18 protein-coding genes and 1 pseudogene are annotated in these 19,570 nt (G+C 71.4%); 14 read left to right on the plus strand and 5 right to left on the minus strand.

From position 1 onward, the window contains the following. Position 1: 1 nt before the first annotated feature. The 4 genes from AWX74_RS12855 to AWX74_RS12870 all read left to right on the plus strand — a co-directional run bounded on the left by AWX74_RS12855 (position 2) and on the right by AWX74_RS12870 (position 4,952). Positions 2-1,171 carry an acyl-CoA dehydrogenase family protein gene (locus AWX74_RS12855; RefSeq protein WP_091275560.1) on the plus strand — a complete coding sequence of 390 codons (1,170 nt, stop codon included), beginning with the start codon at positions 2-4 and terminating at the stop codon, positions 1,169-1,171. A 78-nt stretch (positions 1,172-1,249) separates the two neighbouring features. Continuing rightward, positions 1,250-2,443 carry an acyl-CoA dehydrogenase family protein gene (locus AWX74_RS12860; protein WP_091275564.1) on the plus strand — a complete coding sequence of 398 codons (1,194 nt, stop codon included), beginning with the start codon at positions 1,250-1,252 and terminating at the stop codon, positions 2,441-2,443. Positions 2,444-2,506: 63 nt separating this feature from the next. After that, the gene (locus AWX74_RS12865) at positions 2,507-3,706 is read left to right on the plus strand and encodes an acyl-CoA dehydrogenase family protein (protein ID WP_091275567.1); all 1,200 of its coding nucleotides are present in this window, start codon (positions 2,507-2,509) and stop codon (positions 3,704-3,706) included. Between the two features lie 7 nt (positions 3,707-3,713). Beyond that, entirely contained in the window at positions 3,714-4,952 is a 1,239-nt protein-coding gene (locus AWX74_RS12870) for an acyl-CoA dehydrogenase family protein (RefSeq protein WP_091275571.1), read from the plus strand. On the opposite strand, the gene AWX74_RS12875 is transcribed toward AWX74_RS12870, so the two are convergent. Further along, entirely contained in the window at positions 4,887-5,921 is a 1,035-nt protein-coding gene (locus tag AWX74_RS12875) for a helix-turn-helix domain-containing protein (RefSeq protein ID WP_193209724.1), read from the minus strand. The genes AWX74_RS12870 and AWX74_RS12875 overlap by 66 nt on opposite strands. Before the next feature lie 89 nt (positions 5,922-6,010). Here AWX74_RS12875 and AWX74_RS12880 point away from each other — a divergent pair, with 89 nt between their 5' ends. The 3 genes from AWX74_RS12880 to AWX74_RS39480 all read left to right on the plus strand — a co-directional run bounded on the left by AWX74_RS12880 (position 6,011) and on the right by AWX74_RS39480 (position 8,710). Further along, positions 6,011-6,625, plus strand: coding sequence for a dihydrofolate reductase family protein (locus AWX74_RS12880; protein ID WP_091275587.1), 615 nt, complete (start codon positions 6,011-6,013; stop codon positions 6,623-6,625). A 133-nt stretch (positions 6,626-6,758) separates the two neighbouring features. Beyond that, positions 6,759-7,550: a TetR/AcrR family transcriptional regulator gene (locus AWX74_RS12885; RefSeq protein ID WP_091275590.1), complete on the plus strand. Its 792-nt coding sequence runs from the start codon at positions 6,759-6,761 to the stop codon at positions 7,548-7,550. A gap of 581 nt (positions 7,551-8,131) precedes the next feature. After that, positions 8,132-8,710, plus strand: coding sequence for a hypothetical protein (locus AWX74_RS39480; protein ID WP_131799454.1), 579 nt, complete (start codon positions 8,132-8,134; stop codon positions 8,708-8,710). 63 nt (positions 8,711-8,773) lie between these two features. On the opposite strand, the gene AWX74_RS12895 is transcribed toward AWX74_RS39480, so the two are convergent. Next, on the minus strand, positions 8,774-9,766 hold the full coding sequence (locus AWX74_RS12895; RefSeq protein WP_091275596.1) for an LLM class flavin-dependent oxidoreductase: 993 nt from the start codon (positions 9,764-9,766) through the stop codon (positions 8,774-8,776). A 30-nt stretch (positions 9,767-9,796) separates the two neighbouring features. Continuing rightward, a complete protein-coding gene (locus tag AWX74_RS12900; protein WP_091275828.1) occupies positions 9,797-10,588 on the minus strand; it encodes a crotonase/enoyl-CoA hydratase family protein in 792 nt (263 codons plus the stop codon). Positions 10,589-10,836: 248 nt separating this feature from the next. Here AWX74_RS12900 and AWX74_RS12905 point away from each other — a divergent pair, with 248 nt between their 5' ends. Next, positions 10,837-12,183 carry a CaiB/BaiF CoA transferase family protein gene (locus tag AWX74_RS12905; protein ID WP_242666205.1) on the plus strand — a complete coding sequence of 449 codons (1,347 nt, stop codon included), beginning with the start codon at positions 10,837-10,839 and terminating at the stop codon, positions 12,181-12,183. Positions 12,184-12,260: 77 nt separating this feature from the next. On the opposite strand, the gene AWX74_RS12910 is transcribed toward AWX74_RS12905, so the two are convergent. After that, complete coding sequence (locus tag AWX74_RS12910) at positions 12,261-13,400, minus strand: LLM class flavin-dependent oxidoreductase (protein WP_091275598.1); 1,140 nt, start codon at positions 13,398-13,400, stop codon at positions 12,261-12,263. Between the two features lie 285 nt (positions 13,401-13,685). Between AWX74_RS12910 and AWX74_RS12915 the strand changes: the two genes are divergently transcribed. Both AWX74_RS12915 and AWX74_RS12920 read left to right on the plus strand, forming a co-directional pair. Then, entirely contained in the window at positions 13,686-15,164 is a 1,479-nt protein-coding gene (locus AWX74_RS12915; protein WP_091275832.1) for an aldehyde dehydrogenase family protein, read from the plus strand. Positions 15,165-15,182: 18 nt separating this feature from the next. Next, positions 15,183-16,274 carry a Zn-dependent alcohol dehydrogenase gene (locus AWX74_RS12920; protein WP_207550303.1) on the plus strand — a complete coding sequence of 364 codons (1,092 nt, stop codon included), beginning with the start codon at positions 15,183-15,185 and terminating at the stop codon, positions 16,272-16,274. Positions 16,275-16,383: 109 nt separating this feature from the next. On the opposite strand, the gene AWX74_RS39965 is transcribed toward AWX74_RS12920, so the two are convergent. Beyond that, positions 16,384-16,878 carry a hypothetical protein gene (locus AWX74_RS39965; protein WP_157474206.1) on the minus strand — a complete coding sequence of 165 codons (495 nt, stop codon included), beginning with the start codon at positions 16,876-16,878 and terminating at the stop codon, positions 16,384-16,386. A gap of 556 nt (positions 16,879-17,434) precedes the next feature. Here AWX74_RS39965 and AWX74_RS42485 point away from each other — a divergent pair. The 4 genes and pseudogenes from AWX74_RS42485 to AWX74_RS12940 all read left to right on the plus strand — a co-directional run. Then, positions 17,435-17,644 (plus strand): annotated as a pseudogene (locus AWX74_RS42485) (helix-turn-helix domain-containing protein); the annotation flags it as partial. Positions 17,645-17,908: 264 nt separating this feature from the next. Further along, positions 17,909-18,706 (plus strand): hypothetical protein, encoded by a 798-nt coding sequence (locus AWX74_RS41210; RefSeq protein ID WP_091275601.1) that lies wholly within the window; start codon positions 17,909-17,911, stop codon positions 18,704-18,706. 131 nt (positions 18,707-18,837) lie between these two features. Further along, on the plus strand, positions 18,838-19,104 hold the full coding sequence (locus tag AWX74_RS12935; RefSeq protein WP_091275604.1) for a type II toxin-antitoxin system Phd/YefM family antitoxin: 267 nt from the start codon (positions 18,838-18,840) through the stop codon (positions 19,102-19,104). Beyond that, the gene (locus tag AWX74_RS12940) at positions 19,094-19,561 is read left to right on the plus strand and encodes a type II toxin-antitoxin system VapC family toxin (RefSeq protein WP_091275607.1); all 468 of its coding nucleotides are present in this window, start codon (positions 19,094-19,096) and stop codon (positions 19,559-19,561) included. The genes AWX74_RS12935 and AWX74_RS12940 overlap by 11 nt, the downstream gene beginning before the upstream one ends. Positions 19,562-19,570 lie beyond the last annotated feature (9 nt).

Here is a 19,570-nt window from a genome sequence, read left to right on the forward strand (position 1 = left end):
GATGCACCTCGCGTACACACCCGAGCAGGAGAAGCTGCGCGCCGAGCTGCGTGACTACTACGCCGAGCTCATCGACGCCGACACCCGGGCCGCCCTCGACGCCGACCTCACCGGGCCGGTGATGCGCCGGCTCGTCCGCCGGATGGGTGCCGACGGCTGGCTCGGTCTCGGCTGGCCGGCCCGCTACGGCGGACGCGGGCTCGGTCATGTCGAGCAGTTCATCTTCTTCGACGAGTCGCTGCGGGCCCGCGCGCCGGTGCCGATGCTGACGATCAACACCATCGGGCCGACGCTGATGCAGTTCGGCACGGACGCGCAGCGGGAACGGTTCCTGCCCGCGATCCTCGCCGGCGAGGTCCATTTCTGCGTCGGCTACAGCGAGCCGGAGGCGGGCACCGACCTGGCGTCGCTGCGCACCACCGCCGTCCGCGACGGCGACAGCTACCTCGTCAACGGGTCGAAGCTGTGGACGAGCTACGCCCAGACCGCCGACTTCTGCTGGCTGGCGGTCCGGACGAACCCGCACGTGCGCAAGCACCGCGGGATCTCGATCCTGATCGTGCCGATGGACACCCCCGGCATCACCGTCAGCCCGCTGTCGCTGCTCGGCGAGCACGAGATCGCCGCCGTGCACTACGACCAGGTGCGGGTGCCGGCGGCGAACCTCGTCGGCGGCGAGGACAACGGCTGGACGGTCATCACGAACCAGCTCAACCACGAGCGGGTGACGCTGGCCAGCCCCGGCATGGTCGACAGCGCGTTGACGGACGTCCGGCGCTGGGCCGCGAGCACCCGGCTGCCCGACGGCCGCCGTGTCATCGACCAGGACTGGGTGCGGGCGAACCTGGCCCACGCCTACGCCGGGTTCTCCGTGCTGCGCCTGCTCAACTGGAAGGTCGCCGCGGACGGCGAGCGCGGCGTGCTGGACGTCGCCGACGCCAGCGGCATCAAGGTCTTCGGCACCGAGCACTACCTCGACGCCCTCACCCTGCTCATGGAGATTGTCGGCGAGCCCGGCTACCTTCGGGCCTCGTCACCCGGCGCCGTGCTCGCCGGCCGGCTGGAGTCGCTTTACCGCGGCCTGGTGATCCTCACCTTCGGCGGCGGCGTGAACGAGCTGCAACGGGACCTGATCGCCCAGTTCGGCCTCGGGCTCCCCGTCACCCGCTGACGCGTACCGACGCGTACCGACGCGCGCCGACTCCGCTGACTCCCGCTGACTCCCGCTGACGTCCGGAAGGACCTGACCGTGGACTTCACCCTGAGCGAGCCGGAGCTGGCGGTCGACGAGCTCGCCGGCCGCCTGTTCGGCGACCACGCTTCCCCGGAGCGGCTGCGGGCCGCCGAGGAGGGCGCCGGTCCTCCCTTCGACCGCGACCTGTGGACCGCGCTCGCCGACGCCGGCCTGCTCGGCACGGCCGTTCCGGAGGAGGCGGGCGGTCTCGGCCTCGGCCTGGTCGCACTCGCCCGGCTGCTGGAGCACGCCGGACGGACGGCGGCGCCGGTCCCCGCCCTGGCCACCCTCGGGTACGCCGTGCCCCCGATCGTCCGCTTCGGGACGCCGGCTCTGCGGGACGCCCTGCTGCCGGGGGTGCTCGACGGCTCCACCGTGCTGACGGCGGCGCTGGCCGAGCCGCTCGGCGACCCACGCCGCCCGGCGACGACCGCCCGCACCGAGGTCAGCGGCGAGGTCAGCGGCGCGGGGGCCGAGGGCGGCGGCCCGGGCAGCAGCGGCGCGGGGCCCGGCCCGGGCGGAGGCTGGGTGCTCTCCGGGACGAAGACCTGCGTCCCGGCCGGAATGATCGCCGACGCGATCCTGGTGTCGGCGACGACCGAGACCGGCGCCGGGCTGTTCCTCGTCGACCCGGCCGCCCCCGGTGTGACCCGGCGGGCGCAGCGGACGATCGCCTGGGCCGTCGAGGCCGAGCTGGAGCTCACCGACGTCCGGGTGGCACCCACCGCGGCGGTCGGCCCACTCGACACAAGCGCGCTCGACTGGACCCTCGCCCGGGCGACGACGGCGAGCTGCGCGGTGATGGCCGGCGTCGTCGACGAGGCGCTGCGCCTCACCTCGCTGCACACCCGCACCCGCGAGCAGTTCGGACATCCGATCGCGGGCTTCCAGGCGGTGCGCCAGCGCCTCGCCGACGGGTTCATCGACGCCCGGGCCATCCGCTGGACGGCCGCGGAGGCGCTGTGGCGGCTCGACGAGGGACTGCCCGCGGCGAAGGAGGTCGCCGTCGCGAAGCTCATCGCGGCGAGCGGCGGGCGGCGGGTCACCCGGGCCGCGCAGCATCTGCACGGCGCGACCGGCGTCGACCGCACCTACCCGGTGCACCGCTGCTACGTGCTGGCCAAGCAGCTGGAGCTCGCCCTGGGCGGGGTCAGCCGCCAGGCCGCCGCGCTCGGCGCGCTGCTCGCCGACGAGCCCCTGCCAGCCTGACCCACACTCCCGGCCCAGCCCCGGGCTCCCCGCCCAGCCCCGACATCGATTGGTGCGAACGACGTGTTCCTGGACTACACACCGGAACAGCTGGCGCTGCGCCGGCGGCTGCGCGCGTACTTCGCCGAGCTGCTCGCCCCAGCCGACCGCGCCGACCTGGCGTCGCCCGACACCGCGAGCCCGGCCTTCCGCCGGATCGTCCGCCGGCTCGGCGCGGACGGCTGGCTGGGCCTCGGGTGGCCGGTCGAGTACGGCGGCCAGGGCCGGCCCGCGACCGACCAGTACGTCATGTTCGACGAGGTGCAGCGGGCCGGCGTCCCGTTCCCGTTCGTCACCGTGAACACGGTCGGGCCGACGCTGATGCGGTTCGGGTCGGATCAGCAGAAGGAGCGGCACCTGCCCGCCGTCCTCGCCGGTGAGTCCGTCTTCGCGATCGGCTACAGCGAGCCGGAGGCGGGCACCGACCTCGCCTCGCTGCGGACGTCCGCCCGGCTCGACGGCGACGAGTGGGTGGTGCGCGGCGGGAAGGTCTTCACCTCGGGCGCCAACCACGCCGACCACATCTGGCTGGCCGCCCGGACCGACCCCGACCTGCCCCGCCACCGGGGCATCTCCATCTTCCTGGTGCCGACCGCGCAACCAGGCTTCCGGTGGACGCCGATCATGACCGTGGGCGGTGTGATGACGACGGCGACCTACTACGACGACGTGCGCGTCCCGGCGGCGAACCTGGTCGGTGAGCGGGGCGGCGGCTGGCGCATGATCACCACCCAGCTCAACCACGAACGGGTCGGCCTCGCCGCGCTCGGCGGCCACGCCTGGCGGATGTGGGGTGAGGTGCGCCGCTGGGCGCTGGCCACCCCCGACCCTGCCCCCGCCGCCGGGGCGCCCGCGGGCGCGCGCATCGCCGACCGGCCGTGGGTGCGCGCCGACCTGGCCCGCTGCTTCGCCCGGCTCGAGGTGATGAAGCTGCTCAACTGGCAGATGGCCACCACGATCGCGACCGGTGAGCTGCGCCCCGCCGACTCCAGCACCGTGAAGTTCTACGGCACCGAGACGCACGTCGAGGTCTACCGGCTGCTGCTGGGCATCCTCGGCGCCGGCGCCTGGCTGCGCACCGGCTCCCCCGGCGCCCTGCTGGCCGGCGAGATCGAACGCGCCGCGCGGGCCGCGCAGATCAACACCTTCGGCGGAGGAGTGAACGAGGTGCAACGGGAGATCGTCGCGAGCGCCGGCCTCGGCATGGCCCGCCGGGCCAGGTGACGCAGCGATGGACCTGACCTTCGACGAAAGCCAGGACGCGCTGCGCGAGCTCGCGGCGGAACTGTTCGCCAAGCGGTCCCCGGTCGCCCGGGTGACGGCCGTCGAGGCGACCGAGGAGCGCGTCGACCGTGAGCTGTGGGCCGATCTCGGCGGCGCCGGCCTGCTCGGGGTGGCCCTGCCCGAGGAGCTGGGCGGCGCCGGCCTCGGCCTGGTCGAGGCCGCCATCGTCTGCGTCGAACAGGGCCGCGTCGTCGCCCCCGTACCCCTGCTCTGGACGATCGCCGCTGCCCGCGTCCTCGCGCACGCGGCCCTGGTCTCAGGCCCGACTCCGGTTCCGGTTCCCGTTTCGGGGGTTGCGGCGGCCGACCCCGATCCCGCCGAGCCATTCGGTTCCGCGGAACCGGCACAGCCCGGCGGTTCCGCGGAAACGCAGCATCCCACCGGTTCCACGGAGCCGGCACGCCCGGCCTGGGCGGAGGACATCCTGGCACTGCTGCGCCGGGTGGTCGCTGGCGCGGCGATACTGACCTGCGCACCGGAGCAGGTCGCCGCACCGCTACGGGTGACCGCGACCGGCCCCGCCGCCGGGCGGGTGAGCGGACGGATCGCCGGAGTGCCGTACGCCCACGTCGCCGACCGCATCCTGCTGCCCATCGGCGCGGACGGCTGGCTCATCGACCCGTCGAGCCCGGGCGCCACCGTGCGATCGGGTCCGTCCACCAGCGGTGAGCTGCACGGCGAGCTGGAGCTCGACGACGTGCCCGCGCTGCGCCTGCCCGGCGCGGCCACCGACCTGCGGGCGCATCTGCTGGTGCTGCTCGCCGCCCTCGCCGCCGGAGTGACGGCCGCGGCGCTGCAGATGGCCGCGGAGCACACGTCGACCCGCACCCAGTTCGGCCGACCCCTGTCGACCTTCCAGGGCGTGGCCCTCAAGGCCGCCGATGCCTACGTCGACACCGTCGGCATCTCCGCCACCGCCATGCAGGCCGCCTGGCGCCTCGATCAGGGCCTGGACGCCGCCGCCGAGATCCTCACCGCGGCCTGGTGGGCCGCCGAGGCCGGCCAGCACTGCGTCCATCTCACCCAGCACCTGCACGGCGGCCTCGGCGCCGACGTCTCCTACCCCGTCCACCGCTACTTCCTCTGGGGCAAACAGATCGAGCTGCTCACCGGCGGCGCCTCAGCGCTGCTGAGCGAACTCGGCGACACCCTCGTACACCTCGACGACCCCGGCGACGCCTGCTGAACCGATCCCTGTGACACATGACTGGGGAGACGCAGGCGCCGAGGCCGTCGCGACCGGCGCGCTGCAGACCGACCTGGATCTTCCCCATCGGAACCCCGGCCGGGGCTCCAGCCCAAGCGCGGTGTGGGCGGTGGGGCGGCGCTGGGCGGCGAGCACGCCCGGCGGCTCGCCGGCGTAGCGCACGACCTCGCGGGTGAGGTGGCTCTGGTCGGCGTAGCCGTGCCGGGCCGCGACCTGGGCGAGTGGGAGCCGGCCGAGGTCCGCCGCCGCGTGTTCGAACCGGACCACGGCCGCGGCGGCCTTGGGCGTCAGTCCGACCTGGTCGCGGAAGCGGGCGACCGCGTGCCGCCCGCTCCAGCCGGTGCGCTCGACGAGCTCGCCGATCCGGGCCTGGCCGCCGGACGCCTGGATCCGGTCCCACATCCAGGCCACGAACGGCTCCGGTTCGGGGCCGGCGCCGGCCGCGGCGAGCCGGAGCACGGCGTCCTCGACGAGTGCGAGTCGTTCGCCCCATGAGCCCGCGGCGGCGAGCCGGTCGGGCAGCGATCCCGCCAGTGCCGGCGCGACGTCGCCCACCGGCAGGATGCGTCCCGCGAGGTCGCGGCCGGGTGCGCCGAGGAGCCGGTACGCGCCGAGCGGGGTCAGGTACACCTGCACGCAGCGCTGGCTGCGCTCGAAGCGGGTCGTCGCATGGCCCCGCATGAAACCGGCCACGAAGGATCGGTGGCGACCCGCGCCCTCCCCGTCGGAAAGGGCGACCACCTCGAGTGGGTCGCCGAAGGACAGCACCAGCGGCAGCAGGCTCCCGGCCGGCTGCCGGCGCTCGACCGGTCGCTCGGCCCGCTGCTGGTAGCCGACGATGCCCGCGACCAGCCCGGCGAGAGCCGGGTGCGCGGGACGCCGGACAAGCTCGGGGGCTGAGGCTGTGGCCGACATGGGCCGAGGGTAGCGGCGGTCAGATTTCTTCAAGCCGACACCGGTCCCGCCACGGCAGCATCACCGCTGGTGAGTCGAGTGGTCGACTGATCGCATGAACGATCGAGGACGGGAGAGATGACATGCGCAGGCTGGTGGCCGTCGAGTTCCTCAGCGTCGACGGTGTGATGCAGGGGCTCGGTTCGCCCGACGAGGACCGCGACGGTGGCTTCGAGCACGGCGGCTGGGGTGTTCCCTACGCGGAGGCGCTGCACGAGGTGATCGATCCGGCCGGGCTCGGCGGGACCTCGGCATACCTGTTCGGGCGCCGGACATACGAGAAGATGGCCGCGTTCTGGCCGTTCCAGCCGAACGACAACCCCATGGCGGCGACTCTGAACACGACGCCGAAGTACGTCGCGACCCGGACGCTGAGCGCCCCGCTCGGCTGGGAGGGCGCGGAGCCCCTCGACGGCGACCTGGTCACAGCGGTGACCCGGCTGAAGAACACCGCGGGCCGCGGGGACGTCGTGGTACTCGGCAGTGGGGCGTTGGTCCGGCAGCTGATGGAGGTCGATCTCGTCGACGAGCTGCGGCTGTTCGTGCACCCGCTGTTGCTCGGGGCCGGGAAACGCCTGTTCGGTGGACTGCCGGCGCCACGGCCACTCCGGCTGACCAGCAGCGGCACGACGAGTAGGGGAACAGTCGCCCTCACCTATGCCGTCGAAGGCCGCCGTCCCGCGCCGGCGAGCGTGTAGGCAGCGGAATCAGCGTGTCTGCCCCACGGCGTTGAGCTGCCGTGCGACGTGGATCTCGGGGTACTGGCCGGACCGGGTGCGCACCGGACAGGCCTCTCGACAAGCAAGCGCTTGGTAGGAGCATAATCCGGGCATGGCCCGAAGCCCAGTATCGTCGCCCGACCAGCCAGCTCGCCGCCCGCGCCGGGGCGCGACCGCGCCGGCGGCTGACGCCGAGCCCGCTCCAGCGAACGGCGACCGGCGCAACGCCGCCAACCGGGGTGGCAGCGGCCGGCGCGCTGGCGGTGGCCGGGCCGGCGGAGCGGGCGAATCGGAGCGCCGGGCCGCGATCGTCGGGCTGGCCGCCGACCTGTTCGCCGAGCGCGGCTACCGGGCTACCACGGTACGCGAGATCGCCGACGCGGCCGGAATGCTCTCCGGCAGCCTGTACCACCATTTCGACTCCAAGGAGTCGATCATCGACGAGCTGCTGTCCAGCTATCTGGACGATCTGCACCGCGAATACGAGGCCATCGTCGAGCGGGGCGGGACGGCCGTCGACCTGATCGACGGTCTCGTGCGGGCGGCGTTCTCCTCGGTGGCCCGGCACCGCGCCGCGGTCACCGTCTTCCAGAACGAGCGGGTGCACCTCATCCAGCTTCCGCGCTTCGCCTATCTGACCGCCGCCGAGCAGTCGACCCAACGGCTGTGGATGAAGGTGCTGCGCGACGGCATCGCGGCCGGCCAGCTGCGCGCCGACCTGGACCCGAAGATCACCTACCGGCTCCTGCGTGACTCGGTCTGGGTGTCCGTCCGGTGGTATTCCCCCAGCGGGCGGCTGTCACCCGACCAGCTCGCCGACCATTTCCTGCGCATGCTCCTGGACGGAATCCGCCCACACGGCCCGGCCACCGACGCCGGCGACCCACCTTCCAGCATTCCCTGACATACCCGATCACAGCCGACCGTCCGAGGAGCGGAGAATTTTCGTCGCCCCAGAGCCGTCGCGTCGCAGAATCCCGAACCTCGGGCTTCCACTGCCGCCACTGCCACCGCTTCCGAGCAAGAAGTGAAGATTCTGGCTGTTGCGGCAACCAAAATCCTCACTTCTTGCGAGCCATCAAGCGACTTTGTGTCCCTTTTATCGCCGTTGGCATGAATGGTATGGCGCCGTGCGGCGATGCGGGATCACCGGCGGGTCGACGCGCGGCGGGCGGCGGGCGGCGGGCGGCGGGCGGCGGGCGGCGGACCACCAGGCCCGTATCAGCGGCCTCGAATCCGCCACTTCTCGAGGTTTTGCGAAGCGACCCCCAGCAACAAACACCCTCGCCCCTCACCTCGCCCCCTCGATCCTCCGCACTGCCCGACAAGAACTTGCAGGTCAGCGGTCCGCCCGACGGAATACTTCCACGACCGGCATTTCACCTACGTCGTGATCAACATCACAAATTGTTGCTTCCGAATTCTCGCGACGCAATCCTTGACGCCGGTCCAGAATCTCTGCATCGGGGCGGGAGCGAGAGCCGGATGAAACGCGTCATGCGATTTTCCGTCATTGTCGCCGGAGCTCTCGGGGTGGCACTGTCGGCAGGTTGCGGTGGGGACACCGAGGGCGCGACGGTCACCGCGGCCGGCGCCGCTACAACGGTTGCCACCGCCGACACCGCTGCTCCTGTTGCGACGGCGGGCGCCACGCAGCCGGCGGGGAGTTCTGGTCCTCCGTGCACCAGGGTCGACGTGCCGGCGGAGCTCCTCAGAATTCGTGCAGGCAAGCGCGAGATGGCGACGGCGCCGCCACCGAAGCTCTCGGCCACATCCGAGCCACAGACGACGAACAGCGGCGACTACGCCTACGCCTCACTCCCGATTGACCTCACCGGGCCTGGCCGGTACACCCTCAGGTTCGGCCCGGTCGACGACTTCTTCGATGTGCCGAGGATTCAGATGGGGGTCGCGTTCCAGCAGGCAGACGACTTCACCGCCCAGGTACACCCTGTAGGCCGCTCCGAGATGACCACCGATCCCGACGGTAAGCGCTATCTTAAGTTCGACGTGCAAATCGAGAATGTCAGTCCATGCACGTCCTATGTGATGTTTGTTTATTAGTTGGATTTCAAAGGACAACTGCAGCCGACTCAGTAGGACGGTTCGAGCCTCCGTATGCCGGGCTCAGCCGGAGGTGAGCGCGAGCGCGGGCAGGACCTTGTCGGTGTAGAGGTGCAGGCTCTGCCAGCCGTCGGCGGGCGGCAGGCCGCCGACGAGCGGGTGCAGGACCATCGTGTCCATCGGGCCGGCGGCGCGGGCGCGTTCGACGCATTCGGCGGGGGTCAGCACCTCGTAGACGCCCTCGGCGCGCAGTTCGTCGACGGTGTCGGCGTGTGAGCGGACCGCCGACGTCTGGCCGGGCTGCTGCCAGGAGGCGTAGGCGCGGGCCTCGTGCAGAAAATGGTGACCGAGCCGCGCCCAGGCCCGGTCGGGGTCGTCGGCGAGGAACGTCAGCCGGGTCCGTTCCGGCGGCATGATGACGAAGCCGGACGTCCCGTGCGCGGTGAGCTGTTCGGTGTAGTAGGCGGCGAGTGCGGGGTCGTTCCTGGGCATGCAGAACGGCAGGCCGAGGCGGGCGGCCCGGCGCGCCGACACCGGCTTTCCGCCGCCGACCCACACCAGCGCGGAGGGGGCGCGCCGTGGCACCGGGGTAAGCCGCACCTGCCGGCCCTCATGCTCGAACGGCTCGCCCGACCAGACAGCGAGCAGGGTTTCCAGGGCTTCGTCGAGCGCCCGGCCGCGGGTCTTCCAGTCGCGGCACAGCGCGGCGTACTCCTCCGGCCGGTATCCGAGACCGGCGACGATGGTGAGCCGCCCACCGCTGGCGAGGTCGAGAACCGCGAGCTCCTCGGCGAGCCGAGGCGGGTCGTACAGCGGCACCAGCAGCGCCTGGATGATCACCCGCAGCCGGCACGTCGCACCGAGGATCATCGCCGCGTTCAGCAGCGGCGCGGGGCTCCAGCCATCGCCGGACGCATGATGTTCCTCCAGGCTGATCAGGTCGATGCCGTGCGCGTCGGCATGGCGGGCCATCTCGATGCCCGCGGCGTAGGCGGCGGAAAGGGCGGCCGGGTCCAGGCCGGGCACGGCGAAGTTGAAGCGCAGCACGGTGAGCACGCCGACTCCTCTCGGGTGATCCGTCCAGGGTCAGCGGCCGGTGTAGACGGGGGGACGGCGTTCCTTGAAGGCGCGGGTGCCCTCCTTGGCGTCCTCGGTGGCGAAGACGGGCAGGCCGATCTCCAGCTCGCGGGCCAGCGCCTCCGTCTCGGGCAGCCCCTCGGTCTCCCGCACCGAGCGCTTCACCGCCTGCACAGCCAGGGGCGCGTTGGCGGCGATGCGCTCGGCGACCCGCAGGGCCTCGTCGAGGGCCTTTCCGTCCGGGACGACCCGGCTGATCAGGCCGATGTCGGCGGCCTCGGCGGCGGTGATCGTCTCGCCGGTGAGCAGCAGCTCCATCGCCCGCGCGTAGGGGATCTGCCGGCGCAGCCGGACCGTCGACCCGCCGAGCGGGAACAGCCCGCGGGTGACCTCGACGACGCCGAACGTGGCGCTCTCGGCGGCGATGCGGACGTCCGTCGCCTGCAGGATCTCGGTGCCGCCGGCGACGGCGGGCCCCTCGACCGCGGCGATCAGCGGCTTGGCCAGCTGCTTCGAGCGCAGCAGGGCCCGCCAGGCGATGCCGGTGTCCTCCCGGAAGCGCTTCGCGGCGCCGTCGGCGCTCACCGCGCTGTTCATCGCCTTCAGGTCGGCGCCGGCGCAGAAGACCCCGCCGGCTCCGGTGAGGATGGCGACGCGGACCGCCGGGTCGGCGTCGATCATCTCCCAGGCGTCGGCAAGACCCACGATCATGGATGGTGACAGGGCGTTGCGTGCCTCGGGCCGGTTCATCGTCACCACGACGACGGGGCCCGAACGTTCGACCACAAGATGTTCGCTCATCGTGTCCTCCACGGTTCGTTCACACGGTGGAGCGCGCTGCCGCCGACTGGCCCCACAGCGCGGCCCCAGACTAGAACACGTACTAGTTTCTGTCGCCCGCCATCGCGAAAGTCCCTGGTGAGCAGGGTGTTGCGGGATCCGTCCCGGTTGCGCGGTTCGTCGTCCGCGGCCGAGCGCGGCGCGCTACCGTCGAAGATCTGACGGGTAGTCAGATCCGTCGGATCCGTGGAAGTGGAAGGGGAACAGGCGTGCCCGAGACAGTCACCCCGCTGGCCGGCGTCCGCATCATCGAGTGCTCGATGCTCGGGCCCGCCGCCGTCACCACCGCGCTGGCCGACCTCGGCGCCGAGGTCATCAAGGTCGAGCCGCCCCAGGGCGACTACGTCCGGTCGATGACCTGGCCGATCGTCGACGGGACGTCCCTCATGCACCTGCATGTGAACCGGGGGAAGCGCGGGATCGTGCTGGACCTGCGCACCCCCGGCGGGCGGGCGGTGTTCCTCGACCTCGTCCGCGGGGCCGACGCGGTGGTGGAGGCGATGCGCCCGGGCGGGCTCGCCCGCCGCGGCCTCGGCTTCGAGGCACTGCGGGCGGTGAACCCGGCGATCGTCCTGCTGACGATCTCCGGTTATGGCCTGACCGGCCCGTACAAGGATTATCCAAGCCACGGCGTGGCGTACGACACCTGGGCCGGTGTGGTCACCCCCGTCGTCGACGACGACGGTTTCACCGCCATTCCCGAGCACGTCTCGCTCGGTATCAACGCCGGCCCGCTCTACGGTTCGCTGGGCATTCTCGCGGGCATTCTGGCTGCCCGTGCCACCGGTGTCGGGCGGTGGCTGGAGGTGGCCCAGTCCGACGCGGCCGCCGCCGTGGACTGGCTGCGCTCGGAAACCCACCGGGCCTACGAACGCCCGCCGCACGAGGTGACCGGAAACGCCTCCGATGGCGGTAGGCGCCGCCTTCCCGGCACCGCCGGAATGGCCGAGGGCGTCCGTTACAACATCTACGCGTCCAGCGACGGCCACGTTCTCTTCATGGCGTCCGAGCGGGAGTTCTGGAGGAACTTCTGCGTCGGGGTGGGCCGAGCCGACCTGTTCGACCGCTATCCCGGGGAGCGTTACGCCGACCACGCCGCCGGGAACATCGCGCTGCGCCGGGAGCTGCGGGCCGTCTTCCTGACCCGCACCAGCGCGGAATGGATCGCCTTCGGCGGGCGGGTGAACACCCCGATCGCCCCGGTCAACACCCCCCGCACGCTCGCGGACGACCCCCAGTTCGCCGACCGGCTGCCCTGGATTCCCAGGGAAAGCCTCGGCGCCGACCAGCTGCCGATTCCCATCAGGATCGTCGACGGCGACCTTCCGCACCCGGCCCGCGCGCCGCGGGTCGGCGAGCACACGGCCGAGGTGCTGCGTGACGTCCTCGGCTACGACGACGCGCGGATCGACCGCCTGCGGGCCGAGGGAGCGCTCGGCCGTGGCGACGCTCGGGACGACACCCCGAACCGCCAGCACACCCCGACCCCCGAGGGCGCACCGAACCCGCAGACCGCGCGGGACGCGCAGGACGCGCCAGCCCGCTCGCCCCGCTGAGCTGCGGCGGGGCGAGCGGGCCTGCCGCGACTCAGCCGGCGGCGGCGACTCAGCCGGCGGCGGCGGTCGACGCGTCGTCACCCGGCTGCGTCGTCACCGAGCTGCGCCGCCCGCTGGCGGGTGGTGCTGTGCACCGGGTCCCGGTCGAAGATCGGCAGGACGTGCCGGCCGAACACCTCGACGGCCTCGCAGGCCACCTCGACCGGCATCGTCGTCGACAGCATGCCGAAGGTGAGCTGGTCGGCGCCGATGTCGGCGTAGGTGCGCACCGCCCGCTCGCACTCCTGCGGGTCACCGATGACGATGTGGCCGGCCCCGATCGCGAGGTCGAGCAGCTCGACGGTCGGCTCGGGCAGCACCTGCGGCCAGTCGGGTATGTAGGCCGGCTTCGGGAAGGTGTCGAGGTACCGGTACACGAGGCTGTTCTGGTAGCTCATCGTGATGTCGGTGGCGATCTCCCGGGCCCGGGCGCCGTCCTCCAGGCAGAGCATCTGGCTGGTGACCATGACGTTGTTGTTGACGTACCCGCCGACCGGCTCGGCCTTCTCGATGTTCTTCTTGTAGATCTCGATGAGCGGGGCGAGCTGGTCCGGGGTTCCATGCGCGAAGCAGAGCACACCGAGCCCCATCCGCGCGGCCTTCTCGAACGTCCCGGGATTTCCCGCCGCCACCCACATCGGCGGATGCGGCCGGGTGTACGGCTTCGGCAGAACGTTGCGCGCCGGCATCGAAAAGAACTCGCCGTCGTGTTCGTACTCGCTGTCCGCCCACATCTTCGGCAGCTCGGCGACGACCTCGTCGAACATCTTCTTGGTGAGGTCCGGGTCGGTGATCCCGAAACCGCGCTGCTCGGTGGTGGACGAGCCACGCCCCATGCCCAGCTCGAAACGCCCGCCGGAGAGATGGTCGAGCATCGCGGCCCGCTCGGCGATGCGGGCCGGGTGGTTCACCGGCGGCGTGATGTTGAAGATGCCGCTGCCGATGTGGATGCGTTCGGTGACCCCGGCGAGATAGGCCAGAAAGCTCTCGTTCGCCGACAGGTGCGAGTACTCGTCGAGGAAATGGTGCTCGGTGGCCCACGTGTACTTGAAGCCGGCCCGGTCGGCGGCCCTGGTCCAGGCCACCTCGTCCATCAGCCGGTTGTGCTCCGCGTTGCGGGGATCGCGCTCCGACAGCCGGCGCGGCAGGTAGAGCGAGTTGAAGATCCCGAATTCCATGGCCGGACCACCTCTCACCGTTCGACTGACGGCCGCGACGCGACGCGCGCGACCCACCCGGCGCGGCCCAGCCCAACCGGCCGACCCGAGCCTCGCTGACCTGACGCCCCGTCCGGAGCTCGCGACTCGGCAGCGACAGCATCTAGAACGTGTTCTAGACTCTAGCGACTGGAACCGTGGGTGCAAGAGTCACCGGGCGCCGCCGCGAGCCGAGCTATCCCTGACTCATCGTCAGGTATGGGCCCGGGCGTCCGGATGCTTCTCACCGGGGACGGAAGGATGGTCATGAGCGCTCTGGAGACGACCGCCGCGCACGCCGGGTCGCTGTTCATCGGCGGCGACCCGGTGCCGGGCGCGGCGGGGCGCTACCCGGTGATCGACCCAGCCAGCGAGGAGCTGGTCGGCGAGGCACCGCAGGCATCACCCGAGCAGGCCCACGAGGCCGCCGCGGCGGCCCGCGCAGCCTGGGGCTCCTGGTCGCGGACCGCCCCCGAGCGGCGCGCGGAGCTGCTCGGGCGGATCGCGGACCTGCTGATCACGCACAACGACGAGCTGGTCGGGCTGGTCCAGGCGGAGACCGGCGCGACCGCACGGGTCGCACAGACCATGCAGGTGCCGGTGGCCGTCGACCGCTTCCGCCGCTACGCCAAGGAGGCTCTCGACCCGGTCACCGTGCCACTGCCTCCGCAGCCGATGCCCGCCACCCCGCTCGCGCCCGGCGGCCTGATCGGCGCGGTCGCCGTGCGCCAGCCCGTCGGCGTCGTCGCCTGCATCACCCCGTACAACTTCCCGCTGGTCAGCCTGGCGGGGAAGGTCGCGCCCGCGCTCGCCATGGGCAACACCGTCGTGGTCAAACCGGCGCCGCAGGATCCGCTGCAGATCCTTCGCTTCGCCGAGATCGTCGCGGAGGCCGGGGTGCCGCCCGGCGTGGTCAACGTCGTCACCGGGTCGGCGCCGTCGATCGGCGCGGCGCTGGTCGACTCCCCCGACGTCGACATGATCAGCTTCACCGGGAGCACCCAGGTCGGGCAGGCCATCGCCGCTGCCGCCGGGCGGGACATGAAGCGGGTGCTGATGGAGCTCGGCGGAAAAGGCGCCGCGATCGTCTTCGACGACGCCGACCTCGACGCGGCGGTGGGCGGCATCGGCTCGACCTGGAGCTTCCACTCCGGGCAGATCTGCACCGCGCCGACCCGTGTGCTGGTCCAGCGCGGCGTGCGCGACGCCCTCGTCGACCGGCTCACCGCCTACGCCGGCGTCTGCCGGGTCGGCGACCCACGCGCCGCGGACACCGTCGTCGGCCCGGTCATCTCCGCGGCCCACCGGGACCGGGTCGAGGTGATGATCGAGAAAGGTGTGGCCGAGGGCGCGACCCTGGCGGTCGGTGGCCACCGGCCGGCGTCCGGCACCGGCTTCTACGTCGCGCCGACGCTGTTCACCGACGTCAAGCCCGGGATGTCGATCGCCCGCGAGGAGTTCTTCGCGCCCGTGGTCGTCCTCATGACGTTCACCGACGAGGACGAGGCCGTCGAGCTCGCGAACGACAGCCCGTTCGGCCTGAGCGACTACGTCTGGACCGCGGACACCGGACGCGGGTACCGCGTCGCCCGCCGGCTGCGCTCCGGCAGCGTCGGGATCAACACCGTGCAGCGCAACCACGAGACGCCGTTCGGCGGTTTCAAGCACAGCGGCGTCGGGCGCGACTGCGGCACCTTCGCGATGCACGCCTACAGCGAGTTACAGAGCATCGTCTGGTCAAGCTGAAGCTGAGGAGCGACGAGCATGGGTGATCTGCTGCGTGGCATCGTCTGGGACGGTTCCGCCTACCACGTGGTCGACGACCTGGAGGTGCGCCCGCCCGGGCCCGGCGAGGTCGAGGTACGGATGACCGCCGCCGGCCTGTGCCACAGCGACCTGGCGGTCGTGCGGGGAACGATCCCCTTCCCGACCCCGGTCGTTCTCGGCCACGAGGGCGCCGGCGTCGTCTCGGCGCTGGGGCCGGGAGTGACAGGGCTTGCGGAGGGCGAGGCGGTCGCGCTCACCACCCTCGGCAACTGCGGGGCCTGCGAGCACTGCGACGCCGGCCAGCCGACGATGTGCCGCTCCACCTTCGGCCGCCGGCCGCAGCCGTTCACCTGGCGCGGCACGCCCACCTACAACTTCGCGAACACGTCCTGCTTCGCCGAGCGGGTCGTCGTCGCCGCGAACCAGTGCGTGCCGGTTCCCGACGACGTCCCCGCCGCGTCGGCGGCGCTGCTCGGCTGCGGGGTGCTGACCGGCGTCGGCGCCGTGCTCAACCGCGCCCAGGTGCGGCCCGGGTCGACGGTCGCCGTCATCGGCGTCGGCGGCATCGGCCTGAACGTGATCCAGGGGGCGGCGCTCGCCGGCGCGACCCGCGTCGTCGCCGTCGACACCAACCCCGCGAAGGCCGAACTCGCGTACCGGTTCGGGGCGACCGACTTCGTCGACCCGTCCGGCCGGGACACCGCCGGTGCCGTCCGCGACCTGCTGCCCGCCGACAGCACCGGCGTCGACTACTCCTTCGAATGCGTCGGGCACCCCGCCCTCGCCCGAGCCGCCGTCGACATGCTCGGCTGGCACGGCACGGCCGTCCTGCTCGGGGTGCCGGCGGAGGCCGCCGAGCTGTCCGTCCCCATCACCGACCTGTACCTCGACAAGTCGGTGATGGGCTGCCGGTACGGCTCGTCCCGCCCGCAACGGGACGTCCGCACCTACCTCGGGTTGTACCGCGGCGGCCGCCTCCTGCTCGACGAGCTGGTGACCCGCACCTACCCGCTCGACGCCGTCGGCCAGGCGATGCACGACCTGGAGACCGGCGACCTGGCCCGCGGCGTCCTCACCTTCACCAGGTAGCCCCCGCATCGACGCGTTGACGGGCGGCCCGCGCTTCCCGCCATCGGTCCGGGACCCGCCGGGTACGCGCGCCGTTGAGCGCACCCGGCGGGCGGCCCGGTGCGTCCCGTCAGCCGCAGTGGACGGAGGTCGCCTCGAAGTGGGAACGTCCGATGCTGCCAGACCATGTGATACATGAATCGGGCGCATACACATATTTCGGCTCGCTGCGCCTGGCCGGGGAACCCGAGATGAAATCGCCGTTGATTCCCGCGGCGCCGCCCGCGATTCCGGGGGCTATCCCTGCACCTCCCGCGATTCCGGGAGCCACCCCACCTCCACCTCCGGCGATTCCGGGGGCAAAGCCAACGCTGGCGGTCTCAGCCAGCGAAACGTCCGCGGCCAGACGGCCGGACCCTCCCGCACTGTCGCGGATCGCGACGACGCAGTTCTTTCCGGAGGCCGGACTGTAGGTCAGGAAGACCTTGCCACCGTCCAGCCCGATCGAATCGATCACACTGTAGCCGGTGCCGCATTCTCCGTTATACGTTGCTCCGGCGCTGGCAGTTCCCGAGGACACGAGAACCGTACTACCAGTCACCCCCGTCAGGATGGCGGCCAGCAAGGCCGCTCGCTTGACTCCACCGGCGCCGAAGATTCTGGTCCCGCGCATTTTTCCGTAGGCTCCGCTTCTGTGAGATGAATCTTTTACGGGCAGCATTTCGACCGGAGTTCCGCAGCGACCGGCGCCCCTTCCGGGGCTCCGCCGGCCGCGCGGCCCACACCCGCCTGTCGATCAGGTCTCTCTTTCTTTTGAGCAACCAACGGGATCGCGGGCGCGCCATTGCCGGCGGACGAACCAGAGTGGAGACGACGCGCCCCGCAGGGTTCGGCTGGTCGATCTCCCGGACAGCCGCCCCGCCCTGAGTAAGCCAGCCGAAACGTTGAACGACCAGCAGGTTTGCATCCGATCAATCAATCCCGGACAATCTCGACCAGGTCGCGCAGGTCAGCGCGGCCTGGCCACGGGGGGCCGTTCAGAGACCACGCAGGGTTCTTTCGGGCCACCGCGGTTCACCGCGTGCGACATCCGTCCGCTGAGCAGCAGATCACCGGCAGCGGCGGGAGTAGTCGCTCTCCAGAGGAGTCCGATCCTTGACCCGATCCACCCCGCGGTCGTAATGGCCCGACAGCAACGACCGGTCGATCCCAGTGCCGGACCGGTACAGGAATTCGCTCATGACCTCCGGCAGCTACGCGAGAAGGCCGGCCAGCCGACCTACCGGGTCCTGGCGAAAAGCGCGGGATACTCCGCCACCACACTCTCGGAAGCCGCCGGCGGAGCTCGACTGCCAACGCTGGATGTCACACTCGCTTTTGTCGGTGCCTGCAATGGTGATCGCGGCGAATGGAGCGACCGGTGGCTGGCCACGTACAAGGCCCTACAAGCCGAGGAGCCGCTCCCAGCAGCGGATCCGGAACCCCCGCAACCTGTCGATCCACCGACACCCCGACAAGAAGCCGATGAGCCCCCTGACGAGAATTCATCCGGAGGCCCGAACGGGCAGCCGGGCGGTTCAGGGGCGCGGCTGGCCCCGCCGCCACCACAGCCTCCGCCACCCCCTCCTCCGCCGCGAAGTCGACTGTTGATACTCGTGGCGATCGGCCTCGTCCTGGTCTCCGTCATCGGCATCACGGTTGCCGTGGCCATCCGCAGCCAGTCGGGAAGCACCGACGCGAGTCGGTGCCCGGCGGTGGGAAAGGACGCCCTGTTCACCGGGACGACCTACGACAACGGAGCCAACGTCCGGTCAGGCGCTCGGCTTGATCGCCCGTTGCTGACGACCGTTCCGCCCGGTTGCACGATCGGATTCGCCGGCTTCTGCGTCGGGGAGAAGGTCCTGGACCCGACAGCCGGAATCGCCGACACCCGCTGGTTCGCCCTCCCGCACGACGGCGGCTTCGTCGCGTCGGCGATCATCCACGGAAACCCGCCGGCTGGCATCACTGCCGCCACCTGTCCGGATGGCTATCCGATACCCACCGAGATTTCGCTCGAGCTGTCCGGCGATCCGGCCAGTCCACTCACGGCCGTTCTGCAGGCGCACGGACCGAATGCTCAGATCGTGGGGTTCGCCGCCTACTACGCGGAGGACCCTGCCAGCCCGTCCCTTCGACGCTGGCATCAGATCGGCATCACCAGTGAGGCCAGCCAGGCGTTCTCGGTGAGCTGGCGCCCGGATGGGCTACGGCTTCCTCCGCAGGCAGGCGATCGGGTGCCCGTCGCCGCGGTCGCGTGCCTGGGCGGCGGCGGCCCCACCGAGGCCGTGGACTTCGGCACCCTGCGCGCGGCTGCACCCGGAATATCAGCCGAACTCACCGCCTCCTCCGGGCCGCCGTCGGCGCAGGACCGCGAGGACGCCCGTCGGGCCGCCTGCCAGTACCCGCACTGACCGCTCACCGCAGGCAGGACAGGCCGGCAGGCACAGGAGCACGTCAGGTGCTCGCCATAGTCGAAACCGGCCACAGACATCCACGGCGCACCCTGTGACACCAGGTGCTACAGGGTGCTACCGTGGATGTCATGGGCAGCCTGGAGATCACCCAGCGAGATCTGCGGTCGAGATCGCGGGAGATCATGGATGCCGTCGAGCACGGCGAATCCTTCACTGTCACCCGGGATGGTCGTCAGATCGGCCAGCTGGTGCCCATTCGGCGTAGGCGCAGGTTCATTTCCCGCCAGGAGTTCGCCGCGATGTCACGCAACGCGCCCGACGTGGATCTGGCTGCCTTCCGCGCCGACCAGGACGCGGCGGTCGACCACGAGGCCACCGGCGCCTATGACCACTGAGGCTTTTCGGCAGGGCCTGCTCGACACCAACATTTTGATCCTGCGTCGATGGATAGATCCCGCCGAGCTCCCCGACGAGATGGCGATCAGCGCCGTGACGCTTGCCGAGCTGTCCGCAGGGCCGCATCAGGTCCGGCGCAACGATGACCAGAACCTGTACGACGAACACGAGGAACGCGCACGACGGATGGAAACCCTGCAGCGCGCTGAGAACGAGTTCGACCCGATCCCGTTCGATGCCGAAGCGGCCCGTGTCTACGGTCGTCTGTCGGCAGCCGTCGTCGCCGCTGGGCGCAGGCCACGCCGCCGCGTCGCGGATCTCATGATCGCAGCCACGGCGATCACGGAGAGCCTGCCCCTGTTCACCACGAATCCCGGTGACTACGTCGGCCTGGAAAAGCTCATGGACGTAGTCCCGGTCACGAGGCCGTCGACGCTTCCTGAGAAGAAGCCCTGACGCCCGGCC

Origin of the sequence: Parafrankia irregularis (genome assembly GCF_001536285.1) — a bacterium.
GTDB classification, from domain to species: Bacteria; Actinomycetota; Actinomycetes; order Frankiales; family Frankiaceae; genus Parafrankia; species Parafrankia irregularis.

Coding starts and splice junctions, on each gene's coding strand:
- AWX74_RS12855 (WP_091275560.1), top strand. CDS start 2: ATGCACCTCGCGTACACACCCGAGCAGGAGAAGCTGCGCGCCGAGCTG.
- AWX74_RS12870 (WP_091275571.1), top strand. CDS start 3,714: ATGGACCTGACCTTCGACGAAAGCCAGGACGCGCTGCGCGAGCTCGCG.
- AWX74_RS12880 (WP_091275587.1), top strand. CDS start 6,011: ATGCGCAGGCTGGTGGCCGTCGAGTTCCTCAGCGTCGACGGTGTGATG.
- AWX74_RS12885 (WP_091275590.1), top strand. CDS start 6,759: ATGGCCCGAAGCCCAGTATCGTCGCCCGACCAGCCAGCTCGCCGCCCG.
- AWX74_RS39480 (WP_131799454.1), top strand. CDS start 8,132: ATGAAACGCGTCATGCGATTTTCCGTCATTGTCGCCGGAGCTCTCGGG.
- AWX74_RS12900 (WP_091275828.1), bottom strand. CDS start 10,588: ATGAGCGAACATCTTGTGGTCGAACGTTCGGGCCCCGTCGTCGTGGTG.
- AWX74_RS12910 (WP_091275598.1), bottom strand. CDS start 13,400: ATGGAATTCGGGATCTTCAACTCGCTCTACCTGCCGCGCCGGCTGTCG.
- AWX74_RS12915 (WP_091275832.1), top strand. CDS start 13,686: ATGAGCGCTCTGGAGACGACCGCCGCGCACGCCGGGTCGCTGTTCATC.
- AWX74_RS12920 (WP_207550303.1), top strand. CDS start 15,183: ATGGGTGATCTGCTGCGTGGCATCGTCTGGGACGGTTCCGCCTACCAC.
- AWX74_RS12935 (WP_091275604.1), top strand. CDS start 18,838: ATGGGCAGCCTGGAGATCACCCAGCGAGATCTGCGGTCGAGATCGCGG.
- AWX74_RS12940 (WP_091275607.1), top strand. CDS start 19,094: ATGACCACTGAGGCTTTTCGGCAGGGCCTGCTCGACACCAACATTTTG.